At 64.6% G+C, this 14,742-nt stretch carries 17 protein-coding genes; 9 read left to right on the top strand and 8 right to left on the bottom strand.

Annotated elements, in window-relative coordinates:
* The first annotated feature begins 236 nt into the window (after positions 1-236).
* On the top strand, positions 237-1,049 hold the full coding sequence (locus tag CH291_RS09535) for a MerR family transcriptional regulator (RefSeq protein WP_094668540.1): 813 nt from the start codon (positions 237-239) through the stop codon (positions 1,047-1,049).
* Here CH291_RS09535 and CH291_RS09530 read toward each other — a convergent pair whose 3' ends face one another.
* Complete coding sequence (locus tag CH291_RS09530; RefSeq protein WP_094668539.1) at positions 1,050-1,868, bottom strand: DUF2786 domain-containing protein; 819 nt, start codon at positions 1,866-1,868, stop codon at positions 1,050-1,052.
* Positions 1,869-2,057: 189 nt separating this feature from the next.
* On the opposite strand from CH291_RS09530, the gene CH291_RS09525 reads away from it, so the two are divergent.
* From CH291_RS09525 to CH291_RS26755, 4 genes are read left to right on the top strand one after another with little or no spacing between them, the layout of a single operon-like run.
* A complete protein-coding gene (locus CH291_RS09525; protein WP_094687298.1) occupies positions 2,058-3,338 on the top strand; it encodes an ABC transporter substrate-binding protein in 1,281 nt (426 codons plus the stop codon).
* 14 nt (positions 3,339-3,352) lie between these two features.
* Entirely contained in the window at positions 3,353-4,399 is a 1,047-nt protein-coding gene (locus tag CH291_RS09520) for a carbohydrate ABC transporter permease (RefSeq protein WP_179276493.1), read from the top strand.
* The gene (locus CH291_RS09515) at positions 4,396-5,217 is read left to right on the top strand and encodes a carbohydrate ABC transporter permease (RefSeq protein ID WP_094687297.1); all 822 of its coding nucleotides are present in this window, start codon (positions 4,396-4,398) and stop codon (positions 5,215-5,217) included. Before CH291_RS09520 ends, CH291_RS09515 begins: the two co-directional genes overlap by 4 nt.
* Positions 5,214-5,387, top strand: a complete 174-nt coding sequence (locus tag CH291_RS26755) for a hypothetical protein (protein WP_176460445.1) — start codon at positions 5,214-5,216, stop codon at positions 5,385-5,387. Before CH291_RS09515 ends, CH291_RS26755 begins: the two co-directional genes overlap by 4 nt.
* A 3-nt stretch (positions 5,388-5,390) precedes the next feature.
* Here CH291_RS26755 and CH291_RS09510 read toward each other — a convergent pair whose 3' ends face one another.
* The 4 genes from CH291_RS09510 to CH291_RS09495 all read right to left on the bottom strand — a co-directional run bounded on the left by CH291_RS09510 (position 5,391) and on the right by CH291_RS09495 (position 7,917).
* Positions 5,391-6,116, bottom strand: coding sequence for a peroxiredoxin (locus CH291_RS09510; protein WP_256980785.1), 726 nt, complete (start codon positions 6,114-6,116; stop codon positions 5,391-5,393).
* A gap of 47 nt (positions 6,117-6,163) precedes the next feature.
* Positions 6,164-6,532 (bottom strand): DUF5313 family protein, encoded by a 369-nt coding sequence (locus CH291_RS09505; protein WP_094687296.1) that lies wholly within the window; start codon positions 6,530-6,532, stop codon positions 6,164-6,166.
* An 87-nt stretch (positions 6,533-6,619) separates the two neighbouring features.
* The gene (locus tag CH291_RS09500; protein ID WP_094687295.1) at positions 6,620-7,507 is read right to left on the bottom strand and encodes a LysR family transcriptional regulator; all 888 of its coding nucleotides are present in this window, start codon (positions 7,505-7,507) and stop codon (positions 6,620-6,622) included.
* Positions 7,498-7,917, bottom strand: a complete 420-nt coding sequence (locus CH291_RS09495; protein WP_306437681.1) for an MmcQ/YjbR family DNA-binding protein — start codon at positions 7,915-7,917, stop codon at positions 7,498-7,500. The genes CH291_RS09500 and CH291_RS09495 overlap by 10 nt, the downstream gene beginning before the upstream one ends.
* A 108-nt stretch (positions 7,918-8,025) precedes the next feature.
* Here CH291_RS09495 and CH291_RS09490 point away from each other — a divergent pair, with 108 nt between their 5' ends.
* The gene (locus CH291_RS09490) at positions 8,026-8,376 is read left to right on the top strand and encodes a nuclear transport factor 2 family protein (protein WP_094687319.1); all 351 of its coding nucleotides are present in this window, start codon (positions 8,026-8,028) and stop codon (positions 8,374-8,376) included.
* A gap of 141 nt (positions 8,377-8,517) precedes the next feature.
* On the opposite strand, the gene CH291_RS09485 is transcribed toward CH291_RS09490, so the two are convergent.
* The gene (locus CH291_RS09485; RefSeq protein ID WP_032396939.1) at positions 8,518-9,600 is read right to left on the bottom strand and encodes an inositol-3-phosphate synthase; all 1,083 of its coding nucleotides are present in this window, start codon (positions 9,598-9,600) and stop codon (positions 8,518-8,520) included.
* Positions 9,593-10,183 carry a PadR family transcriptional regulator gene (locus CH291_RS09480; RefSeq protein ID WP_068047497.1) on the bottom strand — a complete coding sequence of 197 codons (591 nt, stop codon included), beginning with the start codon at positions 10,181-10,183 and terminating at the stop codon, positions 9,593-9,595. Before CH291_RS09480 ends, CH291_RS09485 begins: the two co-directional genes overlap by 8 nt.
* 121 nt (positions 10,184-10,304) lie before the next feature.
* On the opposite strand from CH291_RS09480, the gene CH291_RS09475 reads away from it, so the two are divergent.
* Complete coding sequence (locus CH291_RS09475) at positions 10,305-10,712, top strand: hypothetical protein (RefSeq protein WP_094638365.1); 408 nt, start codon at positions 10,305-10,307, stop codon at positions 10,710-10,712.
* A 35-nt stretch (positions 10,713-10,747) separates the two neighbouring features.
* Here the strand turns inward: CH291_RS09475 and CH291_RS09470 are convergent, their stop codons facing one another.
* Positions 10,748-11,278, bottom strand: a complete 531-nt coding sequence (locus CH291_RS09470) for a GNAT family N-acetyltransferase (protein ID WP_068047494.1) — start codon at positions 11,276-11,278, stop codon at positions 10,748-10,750.
* Between the two features lie 191 nt (positions 11,279-11,469).
* On the opposite strand from CH291_RS09470, the gene CH291_RS09465 reads away from it, so the two are divergent.
* Together CH291_RS09465 and CH291_RS09460 are read left to right on the top strand one after the other, a co-directional pair.
* On the top strand, positions 11,470-11,901 hold the full coding sequence (locus CH291_RS09465; protein WP_170944655.1) for a DUF5318 domain-containing protein: 432 nt from the start codon (positions 11,470-11,472) through the stop codon (positions 11,899-11,901).
* Positions 11,902-12,603: 702 nt separating this feature from the next.
* Positions 12,604-14,712, top strand: coding sequence for a transglycosylase domain-containing protein (locus CH291_RS09460; protein WP_094687294.1), 2,109 nt, complete (start codon positions 12,604-12,606; stop codon positions 14,710-14,712).
* Positions 14,713-14,742 lie beyond the last annotated feature (30 nt).

Raw genomic sequence — 14,742 nt, 5'->3', positions numbered from 1 at the left:
ATTTTGGAGTCCCCGCACCCCGAGTCCCCGCAAATGCGCGCGCGTTTGTCATACGCGAGCAGATTCGTCTCCGATTCGACGCGATTCCCCGCGCACTTGGCGAATGCGCGCGCATTTGCTACCAGCCCCGGCTACACCCGAATCCCCAGCATCGAAGTTCGGCCGTGAACCGAGTGTCACCCCTGTCCCAAGGCGAGTGTTCACTCTCCCGCAGGGGGAGGGGTCAGAATGTCGATATGAACGGTTTGTTGACGATCGGTGAGTTCTCTCGGATCACGCACCTGTCGGTCAAGACGCTGCGGCGCTATCACGAGTCGGGTCTGCTCGAGCCTGCGACCGTCGACGACTACTCCGGCTATCGGTACTACGACACCGATCAGGTTGCCACGGCGCAGGTCATCAGCCGGTTCCGCACCATGCAGATGCCCGAGCGTGAGGTGCGGGCGATCATGCACACCCCGGACCCCGACGCCCGAGCCCGACTGATCACCGAACACCTCACTCGGCTCGAGCGGCAGTTGGACGACACCCGATCAGCGGTCACGGCCCTGCGGCGACTCCTCGACCCGACGCCACCGACCATCGAGGTTCGACGCATCCTCACCGAAGAGTGCTCTGTCGCAGCAATTTCCGAGATGGTCGACGCGTCCGAGGTGCTGGACTGGTACTCCGACGCGATGGCCGAGATCGACGCAGCCGTTTCCGACAACACCGGACCACCGGGTGGGTTGTACGACAACGAGTTGTTCACCGAGGGGCGCGGGGCCATGACCGTCTATGTCCCCACCGCACATACGCTCTCTCTGAACAGAATTCGGCCGATGACGCTGCAGCCGACCGAACTCGCGGTGACGGTCCATCATGGGCCCCACGACGATATCGACGTCACCTACGGCGCTCTGGGGATTTACGTGGAGACCAACGGCCTGGCCATCGCGGGGCCGGTTCGTGAGGTCTACGCCGTCGGGCCGCGCGATACGGACGATTCGACGCAGTGGCGCACGGAAATCGGATGGCCGGTGTTCGCGGCATCGCCGCGAACTCGGTAGTCAGCGACCCAACTGCCGGCTCGCGGCGTCGATTTCGGCATGACCGCCGATCTTCGCGTTTCGCCCCGCTCGATCTCCGGCCTTTCGGGCACCCTCGGAGTAGCCGGCGTTCGCGCTCTGGCCGCGCCAGTGTCCGCGCGCGGTCGAGGTCTGTCGATAGTAGTCGCGCAGTTCGATCTCCTTGTTGCGCAACACAAGCGCCGTACCAGCGCCCTGCTGCTCCTGTGCGATGGCCTTGGCCTCGGTGTCCTTCTTCACGTCACCGAGTCGTTGACCGATGCGCGACGCGAATGCGGTCTGGAAGTTGAGCCGCGCCGTCACCGCAGCGACCGGCACTTCCTCGCGCCGGGTGTAGCGTCGGCGATTCTTGATCTCGGTGACGGTACGGATGGCCGTCTCGGATTTGTAGGCACCGGACTTGATGTACGCGTCGGAGGCTCGCACCATCTGGATCAGCAGCGAGGAGTAGAGGGCTTCGGTGGTCTCGATGTCGGAGTCGAAACCGTAGGCGAACACCTGCGTCGACGATCGGGACACATCGCATTGGACGTCGTTGGCGTGTGCGATGGACACGAACAGGTGCACGTAGGTCTTGAGTCCACGCTTGCCCGGTTCTCCGATGGGGATCACCTTCTGGCTGGGTGTCGCCTGCCGTTCCCGTGACGCGCTGTGCGAACGAGCCACTGCCAGATCGACCGACGCCGACGTGGCCAGACGCTGAGCTGCCTCCATGAAGGCCTCGGCCTCGTGTGGATTGTCGGTGGACTCGGCCTGGCGCAGCAGCCCGCCGATCCGCGTCAGCATCTTGTCCGAACTCATGAGCGAAAGGCTACCGGCCCCTTACGACACGTCCTGGTTGACCGATTCAGGAACGCGATAACGACCACTGCGCGGTGCGATGTGTGCCACAGTACCCATCGACATATGTGTCGGGGGGAGCATCACAGCGAGATTCTGCGTGCCCATCTCCGGGCACATACCACCGCGTAGAAGTAAGTGGAGAGAACAATGGCGTCTTTGATCACGAAGGTGGCGGTGGTTGCAACGGCAGCCACGCTGCTGACGCTCACCGGATGTTCGAGCGACAGCGGTTCGGGCGGCGATTCGGGTGCTGCATCCGAAAATGCCGACGGCCGTGGACCTATCACCTATGTAGAGGGCCAGGACACCACCGAGACCGGTGTCGTCCAGCAGATCATCTCGGAGTGGAACTCCAGCCACCCCGACGAGCAGGTCACCTTCAAGGAGCAGTCCGCCGACGCCGATCAGGCCCACGACGACTTCGTCCAGCAGCTGCAGGCTCAGCAGAGCGACTACGACGTGATGGCACTCGACGTCGTCTGGACCGCCGAGTTCGCGGCCAAGGGCTGGCTCGTGCCGCTCGAGGGCGAATTCGCGCTCGACAACGGAGGCGTTCTGCCCGCAACCGTCGCCAGCGCGACCTACAACGGCACGCAGTACGCCGCACCGAAGAACACCAACGGTGGACTGCTCTACTACCGCAGTGATCTGCTCCCCGAGGCGCCCACCACCTGGGCCGAGCTGACCGAGGACTGCCAGGTCGCCCGGGACAACAACATCGACTGCTACGCCGGGCAATTCGCCCCGTACGAAGGTCTGACGGCCAACGCGTCGGAGATCATCAATGCGCACGGCGGATCCATCGTGGCCGAGGACGGCAAGACCCCCACCGTCGACAGCCCGGAGGCGAGGGCAGGACTGCAGACCCTCGTCACCGCGTTCGAGACCGGCGTCATTCCCGCTCAGGACACCACGTTCAAGGAGTCCGAGAGCCAGCAGGCATTCCAGGACGGTCAGACCTTGTTCCTGCGCAACTGGCCGTACGTCTACGGCACCGCGGCCGAGGAAGGATCGACTGTGGCCGGAAAGTACTCGGTCGCACCGCTTCCCGGAGTCACCGGAGTCGGCACCTCGACGCTCGGCGGATACAACGCCGCGATCAGCGCGTACTCCGAGAACAAGGCCACCGCTGCCGACTTCCTGCGATTCCTGCAGGGCGAGCAGGCTCAGCGCATCATCGCCGAGGGTGCACTGCCGCCCGTGCTCGCATCGCTGTACGACGACCCCGCACTGATCGCCGCGATGCCGTACCTTCCCGCACTGAAGGAATCCATCGAGAATGCAGTTCCGCGTCCCGTAACCCCGTTCTACCCGGCCGTGTCGAAGGCCGTGCAGGACAACGTGTCTGCCGCGATCAAGGGTGAGAAGAACGTCGACCAGGCGATCACGGACATGCAGGCCGGCATCGAAACCGCCGGCGCCAACTGATTTCGGGAGAACCAATGGCTGTACCTGCTGGTGTGACCAGTGGGGCCGGCGCAACCACCGCGGCCGGGGGCTCGTCCCCCGGCCGCGGTCGGCATGTGCGGTCCAAGAACAAGCGTTTCGGCCTGACGCCTGGTCGGGCGTGGCTGCTGATCGCACCGACGCTGGTGATCCTCGCGATCGTCATCGTCTACCCGGTCGTTCGAGCTCTGGTGATGTCGTTCTCCAAGGATCCCGGTCTCGATCCGGCCACCGGCATGTTCGTCTCCGGTGGCTCTGCGGGTTTCGCCAATTACACGCATTGGATACTGCAGCAATGCACGTCGGCGTCGGGCACGCTGGTGCCCTGCCCACCGGGAACTCTCGGTTCTCAGTTCTGGGGCGCGGTCGGCAACACCGCGTTCTTCACCGTCGTGACGGTGTCCATCGAACTGGTCATCGGCTTCGCCATGGCCGTGATCATGGGCAAGACCTTCGCCGGACGGGCCCTGCTGCGCGCCGCGATCCTGATCCCGTGGGCCATCCCGACGGCGGTCACAGCCAAGCTCTGGTACTTCATCTTCGCGTACGACGGTATCGCCAATCGCATTCTGGGAACGAACATTCTGTGGACCGGTGACGCATGGCCCGCGCGTTTCGCGGTCATCATCGCCGATGTCTGGAAGACGACGCCGTTCATGGCGCTGCTGATCCTGGCCGGGCTACAGATGATCCCGGCGGACGTCTACGAGGCAGCTCGCGTCGACGGTGCGTCGGCATGGCAGCGTTTCACCAAGATCACGCTGCCACTGGTCAAGCCCGCGCTGATGGTCGCAATTCTGTTCCGCACCATGGACGCGCTGCGGATGTACGACCTGCCCGCCATCCTCACCGAAGGCAACCCCGCCACTCGAACCATCTCGATCCTGGTGGTGGAGCAGATCCGGCAGGGATTCAACAGCGCTGCGGCACTGTCGACCATCTCGTTCGTCATGATCTTCGTCGTGGCGTTCGTCCTGGTCAAGTTCCTCGGTGCCAATGCTGTTGCCACTCAGGACAATCAGCGTAAGGGGGCCGGCCGATGAAGCAGGCTCGCATCTATCTCGGCGTCGTCGTCATTCTCGTGTGGGGACTGGCACCGTTCTACTGGATGGTCGTCACCGCGTTCCGCGACCCGCGCTACACCTTCGACACGACGCCGTGGCCGACGCATGTCACGTGGGAAAATTTCGAAAATGCCCTGTCGACCGCGAACGGCAACAACTTTCTGCGGGCGGTGGGCAACAGCCTCATCGTCGGCGGAGCGACCACGCTGATCGCGCTGACCATCGGTGTCTTCACTGCGTATGCACTCTCGCGCATCGACTTTCGCTTCAAGTACGTGGTGACGGGCATCATTCTGGGAGCCTCGATGTTCCCGGTCGTCGCGCTGGTCACCCCGCTGTTCCAGTTCTTCACCAACATCGGATGGATCGGCAGCTATCAGGCCATGATCATCCCGAACATCTCGTTCGTACTGCCATTGACGATCTACACGCTGGCGGCGTTCTTCGCCGAATTGCCCTGGGAGCTCGAAGAAGCCGCCCGGATCGACGGCGCCGGACGCTTCCAGGCCTTCCGATTGGTGATGCTTCCACTTGCCGCACCTGCCCTGTTCACCACCGCCATCCTCGCGTTCATCGCAGCGGTGAACGAGTACCTGCTGGCGAGTCAGCTCTCGAGTGACAGCACCGAGCCGGTGACCGTGGCCATCGCGCGGTTCACCGGCAACGATCCGCTCGTGGTGCCGTATGCGGCAATCATGGCCGCCGGGACCATCGTGGCCATCCCGCTGGTGATCATGGTGCTGCTGTTCCAACGCCGCATCATCTCGGGCTTGACCGCAGGCGGCGTCAAGTCGTGACGGCACAGGATCATCTGCAGCTGTTGGCGGGCATTCTGGGATTCTTCGCGCTGGTGGCGCTCGGGTTCGCTGTCGCCGGGATCATCGGAGGTGATCCCGGCGTACTGCCGTCGCTGGCGCTGCTGGGTCTGCTTGTCGCACTGTGGTTCACCGTCAAGAAGATTCGCTGACTCTCAGCGTGCGCGGATGGCACCTTCGATGTCTTCTGCACTGATCGACCGTGTGCAGAAGAACCAATCCTGGCATTCCACGTCGGAATCGGTACCGTCCATTCGGTCCGCGGCAGTACCGCACGAACCGGCCGGTGGCACGATGACCGGGTCGCCCGGGCGCCAATCTGCCGGCGTCGCAACGTCGAATGCGTCTGCGGTCTGCAGTGCCTTGATCAGACGCAGGATCTCGTCGAAGTTCCGACCGGTGCTCAGCGGGTAGTAGATCACTGCGCGCACCACACTCTTCGGGTCCACGACGAACACCGCCCGCACTGCCTTCGACGAGCTCTCGCCGGGCATGATCATGCCGTACGCGCGGGCGATGTCCATCGAGATGTCCTCGACCAAAGGAAATTTGACCTCGATGCCGGACATCCCGTTGAAACTGATCTTGTCCTTGATCGTGCGCAACCACGCTATATGGCTGTACAGACCATCGATCGACAGTCCGACCAATTCGGTGTTGTACTCGCGCAATTCGTCGGACATGGCGGCGAATGTGATGAACTCACTGGTGCAGACGGGTGTGAAATCTGCGGGGTGCGAGAAGAAAATGACCCATTTTCCGCGGTAGTCGGCAGGGAAGTCGATCGGCCCTTGCGTGGTGACTGCGGTGAACGACGGCGCGCGGTCTCCGATTCGTGGCATTCCGACGTCGGTTGCGGGCTCTGTCTGGGTGCTGGTCATGGTTGCCTTGTCCTGTGCTGTTTTCGGTCGGGTATCGGCTGTGGTGGTCACGGGTGCCTGTAGTTGGCCTCGTAGGTCTTGCGGTCGCGCTTAGCGCTGGGCGTCGCGCGTGGAATCGAGGCTGCGTCGATCCCGTGTTGCCCGAGCCGGAACGCGCGATACACCAGATGCAATCCCGAGGCGAAGTAGACGACCGGAATGATGATCAGCAGCATCATCAGAGCTGCGATCCAGTTCGGCCCTGGAAACAGGAGGAACAGCAGGAGCACGGCGACGAGTGGAACAAGGAATCGGGCCAGATAGCGTGGAGTGGATCCACGCCCCGTCAGGTCGTGGAGGACCCAATCCCGTAGGTCTTCCGGAAGTACGCCGCCGGCGTCGTAGCGAAGACGCTGACGGAAGGTGGGAGTTTTCATGTCCTCGACCGTAGGTTCGCGTGTGCATCCGGCGCTGGGGTAGGAGGTCCCGACAGTCGCGCCGAACGACTCTTGTTTCGCCTAGGCTCAGCTCACGGTGATACTGAAGGCATCCTGCGTCATCGAGACCAACCTCGCCGACGCGGCGTTCGGTTTCGGGGTCCAGACGAGAGCCAACAGCGCTGCCGTGGTCGAATCCGCCAGCTCCACCACAGTCAGTCGATCGCCGTAGGTATCGAGCATCGATGCGCTCAGAATTGCCACCCCTAGGCCGCGTGCAGCGAGGTCGGTGACTGCGTCGGGAGCGCTGGCCTGCAACGTGATCGACGGCGACAGTCCCGCTCCGGCGCAGTCACGGTCGAACACCGCCCGCACTCCGGTACCCACGGGAAGCGAGACGATCGGGTAGCGATTCACCTGCGCCAACGTCGCCCGCTCGAGCGATGCCAACGGATGGTTCGGTGACACGGCCGCGCAGATTCGTTCCTCGACGATCACCATCGATTCCAGTCCGTCCGGGGCCCGAGCCGCGACGCCGACCAGTGCGAGATCCAAATCCCCGGAGCGCACATCGGCTACCAGACGATCCGAATTCCCCTCCTGCAGAGCAAGTTCGACGCCGGGATACGCCGAACGGAAGCGGGCCAACGCGTCGAACAGTTGTGGGACGGTGCACGCGGTCACCATGCCGATCCGGACGGATCCGCGTAGAAGTCCGGCAACATCGTCGACGGATTGCCGAACCGAGTCGGCGGCGGCCAGAGTCGCACGGGCGTGTGTCAGCGCGGCCTTGCCTGCGGTGGTCAATGTTGCTGTACCGCCGGATCTGTCGATCAATTCGGCACCGAGTTCTCGTTCGAGCGCGCGGATCTGGGCGCTGACGCCGGATTGGCTGATGTGAACTCGGGCAGCGGCGCGGGTGAAGTTCGCTTCCTCGGCCACGGCGACGAAGTACTCCAGCTGCCTCAGTTCCACTGCTGAACATCCAGATTCGGACCCTCACCGGCATCGAGTCTGGCGACGTTGCGCTTCGGGGCAGTCACGCGGTAGCTGCAGTCGATCAGTTCGGCGGCCTCGGCCCAGACGTCGTCGTCGGCGTCGGAGAGGTCGAATCCCACCCAGCCGGCCGGTCCGAGGTAGGCGGGGTGGAAGTACCGGGGTTCGAGCTCGCAGGCACGCTGTTCCTCGGCGCTCTCGCATTTGACCAGGATCGAGAGGTCGTGTTGGTCGCCGCCTTTGACGCCACCGCCGAAGTACACGAAGACCGAGGACGTGCGGAAGGTAGGCCGTCCGTGGGAGATCTTCTCGGACACCTCGGGATAGGCGAAGGCCAGCGCGCGGACGCGTTCGAGGACCGGATGCTTGGACGTGGGATCGATGGCCACCAGCACACGATAGCGCGCTAGCTTCAGCTGCGGCTATGAGTAGAACTTCTGATGGTCATCGGAAGCAACTGTTGGACTTCTGACCCGGTGCGCTCGAGACTCGAGGTCATGACACGGACACCGAAAGAAGTTGCCGCAACCTACTTCGAGGCCTGGAAAAGCAAAGATTTCGACACCCTGGCGTCGATCCTGCACGAGGACGCGACATTCCGGGGGCCACTGGGCACAGCGGCCAACGGCGCGGAATGTGTGGCGGGATTGAAAGGAATGTCGGAGATCGTCACCGACATCGATATCGCCCACGTCTTCGTGGACGGCCCCAACGTACTGACGTGGTTCGATCTGCACACGTCGATCGCCTCCCCGGCAAGCACCGCCAATTGGCAGCGAATCGAGGACGGATACATCAAAGAAATCCGGGTGACATTCGATCCACGAGAAATCACCGCGGCGGGATAGACGAACGCCCACCGGTCCACTCGATGTGACATTCAGTGGCCTTTTCGGGGGTCAATGTCACATCGAGTGGACTGGCGGGCGGGGGCCGTGGCGCGGATGAGTGCCGTCGCAGGCACTCAGTCACACCACTGTCGCAGGCACTTATGCGTCGATGATGAACGCTTCCAGCTGCTCGCGGGCGACGTCGTCGGCCAGCTGCTTCGGGGGGCTCTTCATCAGGTAGGCCGAAGCCGGGATGACCGGTCCACCGATTCCGCGGTCCTTGGCGATTTTCGCGGCGCGGACTGCGTCGATGATGACGCCTGCGGAGTTGGGCGAGTCCCATACTTCGAGCTTGTACTCGAGGCTCAGGGGAACGTCACCGAAGGCGCGGCCTTCGAGGCGGACGTAGGCCCACTTGCGGTCGTCGAGCCAGCCGACGTGGTCGGACGGTCCGATGTGGACGTCCTTGGCGTTGAATTCCTTCTGCAGGTTCGACGTGACGGCCTGGGTCTTGGAGATCTTCTTCGACTCGAGGCGGGTGCGCTCGAGCATGTTGAGGAAGTCCATGTTGCCGCCGACGTTGAGCTGCATGGTGCGGTCGAGCTGCACGCCGCGGTCTTCGAAGAGCTTGGCCATGACGCGGTGGGTGATGGTGGCACCGACCTGGCTCTTGATGTCGTCGCCGACGATGGGGACGCCAGCGTCCTCGAACTTCTTGGCCCAGACGGGATCCGAGGCGATGAAGACGGGCAGCGCGTTGACGAAGGCGACGCCTGCGTCGATGGCGGCCTGTGCGTAGAACTTGTCGGCTTCTTCGGATCCGACGGGGAGGTAGGACACGAGCACGTCCACCTTGGCGTCGCGCAGGGCCTGCGCTACGTCGACGGCGTCGCCGTCGGCCTCGGTGATGGTCTCGCGGTAGTACTTGCCGAGACCGTCGAGGGTCGGTCCGCGCAGGACGTGGACGTCCTTCGGGGGTACGTCGGCGATCTTGATGGTGTTGTTCTCGCTGGAGAAGATGGCCTCGGAGAGATCGAAGCCGACCTTCTTGGCGTCCACGTCGAACGCGGCGACGAACTCGACGTCGCGGACGTGGTACTTGCCGAACATGACGTGCATGAGGCCGGGGACGGTGGCGTTCTCGTCCGCGTCCTTGTAGTACTCGACACCCTGGACCAGGGATGAGGCGCAGTTGCCCACACCCACAATGGCCACGCGGATTGCGTTGTTGTTCTCACCCATGGTCGGGTTCTCCTTCTGTCTTGACTGTCCTGTTTGGTGCTGTGCGGGACGGTGCTGGGTTGGGGTCGGCCTGCTCGGCTGCGATGACTTCGTTGAGCCAGCGCACCTCGCGTTCGCTCGATTCGAGACCGAGCTGATGTAGCTGCCGGGTGTAGCGGTCGAGTGTCCCGTTCGCCTTGGCCACAGCGTCGCGGAGGCCTTCTCGGCGCTCCTCGACCTGGCGACGTCTGCCTTCGAGAATGCGGACTCGAGCTTCCGCGGGAGTCCGACTGAAGAAGGCAAGATGTACGCCGAATCCGTCGTCGGTGTAGTTCTGCGGTCCGGTGTCGGCCACCAGTTCGGCAAATCGTTCCCTGCCGAGCGGGGTGAGCTGATACACCCGTTTTGCTCGTCTCTTCACGAGCAAGTCGGGACCGGCGTCCTCGGCGATGAGTCCGTCGGTTTGTAGTCGACGGAGTGCCGGGTACAGCGATCCGTACGAAAACGCTCGAAAAGCTCCGAGCAGGCCGGTCAGCCGCTTGCGGAGCTCGTAACCGTGCATGGGTGATTCGAGAAGCAGTCCGAGAATTGCGAGCTCGAGCATGCAACTCCCCCTTCTCGAATCCAACGATCACATCATGACGATGCGATTGACCGCACTATCGAAGAATGTATCGCGCCGATACATATTCTGACAACTCGGCCGTGCACGTATCGTGCGACACATGACCCCGGTCGACGCGCTTCTCGCCGCCGCGGCCCTCCACCTGGGCTTTCAGATGGTGGTGACCGGCGTCGTCTATCCGGCGCTGGCGGAGGTTCCGGACGAAGACTGGTCGCGTGCCCACGACGCGCACTCGCGTCGGATAACCCTCGTCGTCGGGCCGGTCTACGGACTGCTCGCTGCTGCGTGTCTGTGGGTGTTGGTGTCCGGGCCGATCGATGCGGTTGTCTTGACGAGCATCGGCGGCGCGGCGGTCTCGGCGTCGGCGACTGCCTTCGTGGCTGCCCCCACCCATGGCGAACTGGGGCGTGCGGGACGCAACGAACACCTGATGAGTCGGCTGCGATCGGCGGACCGCGTACGTCTCTGCGGTGCAGTGGTGTGTGCGTTTTTTGCACTGTCGGCGTGACCGAGCGCGGGTGAACGTGCACGTGGCCAGTCGGCTCAGCGAGACGGTGCCACCATCAGCACGGCATCGACTCGATACTCGCCCCACTGCTGCGCAGACGTCCCGATCTGTTGCCACCCTCGCCTGCGGTAGAAGCCGAGGGCGGCGCTACTCGGCTCGACGAGCAGAACCGCCACGCGCCCTGCATCGCGCGCAGCATCGATCGCGTGTGCAAGCAGAGTCGTTCCACTGCCCGGTACGGAACCGTCGGTGACCAAGCGCGACACCACAGCGAGTCGATCAGCAGCCACCCCCGTTGCTCGCCGCCACTGCGCGCTTGCGTCGTCCGCGCCGGGATCGGTTCCCGGTGCCGCCGTCGAGTGCAGCGCGACATGGCCGACGACGGCGTCGTCGGACTCGGCCACCCAGGCCGCGAGTTCGTTCGGTGGGGCAAGCCAGTCGGCTCGCACCGCCGCTGCGCGCACGGGATAACGGTGTAATTCGTGCGCACGTTGCAGGATGGGCAGGAGAGTGGTCAGGTCGCCGTGTCGTCGGGGGCGCACGTGGATTCCCGATGTGGCCGACATGCGAGCAAGTGTAGGGACCGGAGCTCACACCGAATCGACGTCGGTGCGATCTGCGTCTCTCGCCTGCGTCGAGGGGCAGACCGCGTCGGCACAGGTGGAGCGTAGTTTCCGAGGGCCGAAATGGGCCCTGCTCGCCGTCGAGGCGGGGTTCGCAGGTCCGCATCGGAGGGGCCGCACGTACTCTGGTCCTCGTGCGACTTCAGCGACAGGTGGTGGACTACGCCCTTCAGCGTCGGTCGCTGCTGGCCGAGGTGTACTCCGGAAGGACGGGCGTCGCAGCGGTCTGTGATGCGGATCCGTACCTTCTTCGCGCCGCCAAGTTCCACGGACGTGGCAGCGATGTGGTGTGCCCCATCTGCCGCAAGGAGCAGCTCACGCTGGTGTCCTGGGTGTTCGGTGAGAAGCTCGGGGCACTGTCCGGGTCGGCGAGAACGGCGGACGAACTCGTCCGTCTCGCGGCGACCCAGGAGGAGTTCTCGGTCCACGTGGTCGAGGTGTGTAGGTCGTGCAGTTGGAACCACCTCGTCCAGTCCTATGTCCTCGGGGCCGTCCCCGCGCCCAAGCAACCCCGTCGTCCGCGATCGGGTTCCCGTCAACCGAACCGTCGAACAGCGAGTGAGTGACACAATCGCTCAGCTGATCCCATCCACCGAGAATTCGACGCGGCCGCCGAAATTACTGGAGATTCGTACGTGAGTTCCCCCTACGACAACAATCCGGGTAGCAACGAACCGGGCCGTAGCGACTCCGGACGGCGTCCCGACGTGCCCGGGCCGCCGCGCGGCAGCCGCCATTCCGACCCACCCGGGCGTCGCCCGGTACCCCCTCCCGGCCAGCGTCCGATGCCGCCGCAGGGCCGTCCCCCGATGCCTCCGCCCGGCCAGCGACCGGTACCCCCTCCCGGCCAGCGACCGGGACCTCCTCCCGGTCAGCGTCCGATGCCGCCGCAGGGTCGTCCTCCCATGCCTCCTCCCGGCCAGCGACCCGGTCCCCCTCCCGGTCAGCGTCCGATGCCCCCGCAGGGCCGCCCTCCCATGCCCCCGCAGGGCCGACCCGCTCAGGGCAGGCCACCGGTGGATCCGGTGAGTGGACGTCCCGCGGGTGAGCGTCCCTACGGCGAACGTCGGTACGGAGAGCCGCCCATCGCGCCTCCTGTGCGATCCGCCGCCCCGACGGGCGTGACTCGGTCCGGCGCTGTGCCACCACCCCACGAACCGAACGATCCATCAGTTCTCTCCTCGGGCAGCGAACCGCCCGAGCCGCCCGAAAGAGGTCCCGCCGCGAAAACGAAGAAGAAGTCCAAGTGGCGGGTCGTTCGACGCACGATGTATGCGTTGATCGCCCTGGGTCTGATCGTGCCGATCCTGGCGTTCATGGTGGCCTACACCGTCGAGGACGTGCCGCGTCCCGGCGACATCAGAACCAACCAGGTCGCCACGATCTTCGCGGCCGACGGCTCGAGTGTGCTCGGCAAGGTGGTGCCACCCGAGGGCAACCGCACCGACGTGACGATCGATCAGATCCCGGAGCACGTGCGCAACGCCGTTCTCTCGGCCGAGGATCGCGACTTCTACTCCAATCCGGGATTCTCGGTGACCGGTTTCGGCCGGGCTCTGCGTGACAACGTGCTCGGACGCGACAGTGCCGGCGGTGGCTCGACCATCACCCAGCAGTACGTCAAGAACGCGCTGGTCGGTAACGATCGGACGCTGACCCGAAAGATGCGTGAGCTCGTCATCTCCTCGAAGATGGCGCGGCAGTGGTCCAAGGACGACATTCTTGCGGCGTACCTGAACACCATCTACTTCGGTCGCGGTGCCTACGGCATCGCCGCCGCGTCGACGGCGTACTTCGGCAAGTCCGTCGACCAGCTGTCGGTGGAGGAGGGTGCCGTTCTCGCCTCCGTCATCCAGCAACCCTCCAATCTCGATCCCGAGTTCAACCCCACCGGCGCGCAAGCGCGTTGGGACTACGTGCTCGACGGCATGGTCTCCCAGGGTCAGCTCGATGCGACCCAGCGGGCGTCGATGACGTTCCCGGCGGTGGTCCCGAGCGCGCAGGTCGATACCGGCGATGCTCAGGATGCCGGGCCGGACGGCTTGATCAAGGCCCAGGTGCTGCGAGAGCTGTCGGCGGTGGGTATCAGTGACCAGGACCTCAATACCGAGGGGTTGCAGATCACCACGACCATCGACCCGAACGCCCAGGCGGCCGCGGTCGAGGCCGTGAACAGCAACATGGAGGGCGAGCCCTCGGAGCTGCGGACGGCGTCGGTGTCGATCGATCCACGCACCGGCGCGGTTCGCTCGTACTACGGCGGTGCGGACGGTCGAGGATTCGACTTCGCCCAGTCCGGCTTGCAGACCGGATCCTCGTTCAAGGTGTTCGGTCTTGCCGCCGCGCTGGATCAGGGCATTCCGCTGTCGAAGATGTACGACAGCTCCCCGCTCGACGTCAACGGCATCGAGATCAGCAATGTCGAGGGCGCTTCCTGTGGAACGTGCACCATCGCCGAGGCGCTGAAGCGTTCACTGAACACCAGCTTCTACCGGATGATGCTCAGCATGGACAACGGTCCGCAGGCCATCGCGGACATGGCACACACGCTCGGCATCCCGCAGGAGATCGAGGGCGTCGGACCCACCCTCACCGAGCCCGACAACGCGGGCCCCAACTACGGAGTCGTGCTCGGCCAGTATCAGTCTCGCGTCATCGACATGGCTTCGGCCTACGCGACATTGGCTGCGTCCGGCGTCTATCACACTCCGCACTTCGTGCAGAAGGTCGTCACCGCCGACGGCACCGTGCTGCTCGACCGGGCTCCCGAAGCCGGCCAGCAGGTCGTCTCGGCTGCGGTTGCGGACAACGTGACCTCGGCGATGCGTCCGATCGCCGGCTACTCCAACGGTCACAACCTCGCCGGCGGTCGCCAGTCGGCAGCCAAGACCGGTACCGCTCAGCTCGGAGACACCGGTCAGAACAAGGATGCCTGGATGGTCGGCTACACGCCGTCGCTGTCCACTGCCGTCTGGGTGGGCACCGAGCAGGGTCTGCCGCTCGAGAACAGTTACGGCGGACCGATCTACGGCTCGGGACTACCGTCGGACATCTGGAAAGACACGTTGGACGGCACGTTGGACGGCACCTCGAACGAGACCTTCCCGACGCCCGAGGCCATCGCGGGTCAGGCCGGTGTGCCGCAGTACTCGGCACCCGCTCCGGCGACGACGGTGGCACCATCGACAGCTCCGCCGCAGGTGACCCTGCCGATTCCGACGGAGATCTCGCCGCCGGTCGTCATCACTCCGCGGCAGGTCGAGATTCTGCCCGGCGTGACCATCCCGCTTCCCGGACTGGCACCGGCGCAGCCCGCGGAACCCGAACCGGCGGCACCCGAACCGGCAGCGCCCGAACCGGCAGCGCCCGGGCAGTAGCGACGCGGCGGTGACGACCGAACCCGACCG

Origin of the sequence: Rhodococcus sp. 14-1411-2a (assembly GCF_002259485.1) — a bacterium.
Taxonomy (GTDB): Bacteria; Actinomycetota; Actinomycetes; order Mycobacteriales; family Mycobacteriaceae; genus Rhodococcoides.
This window is presented reverse-complemented; position numbering and strand designations above follow the sequence as displayed.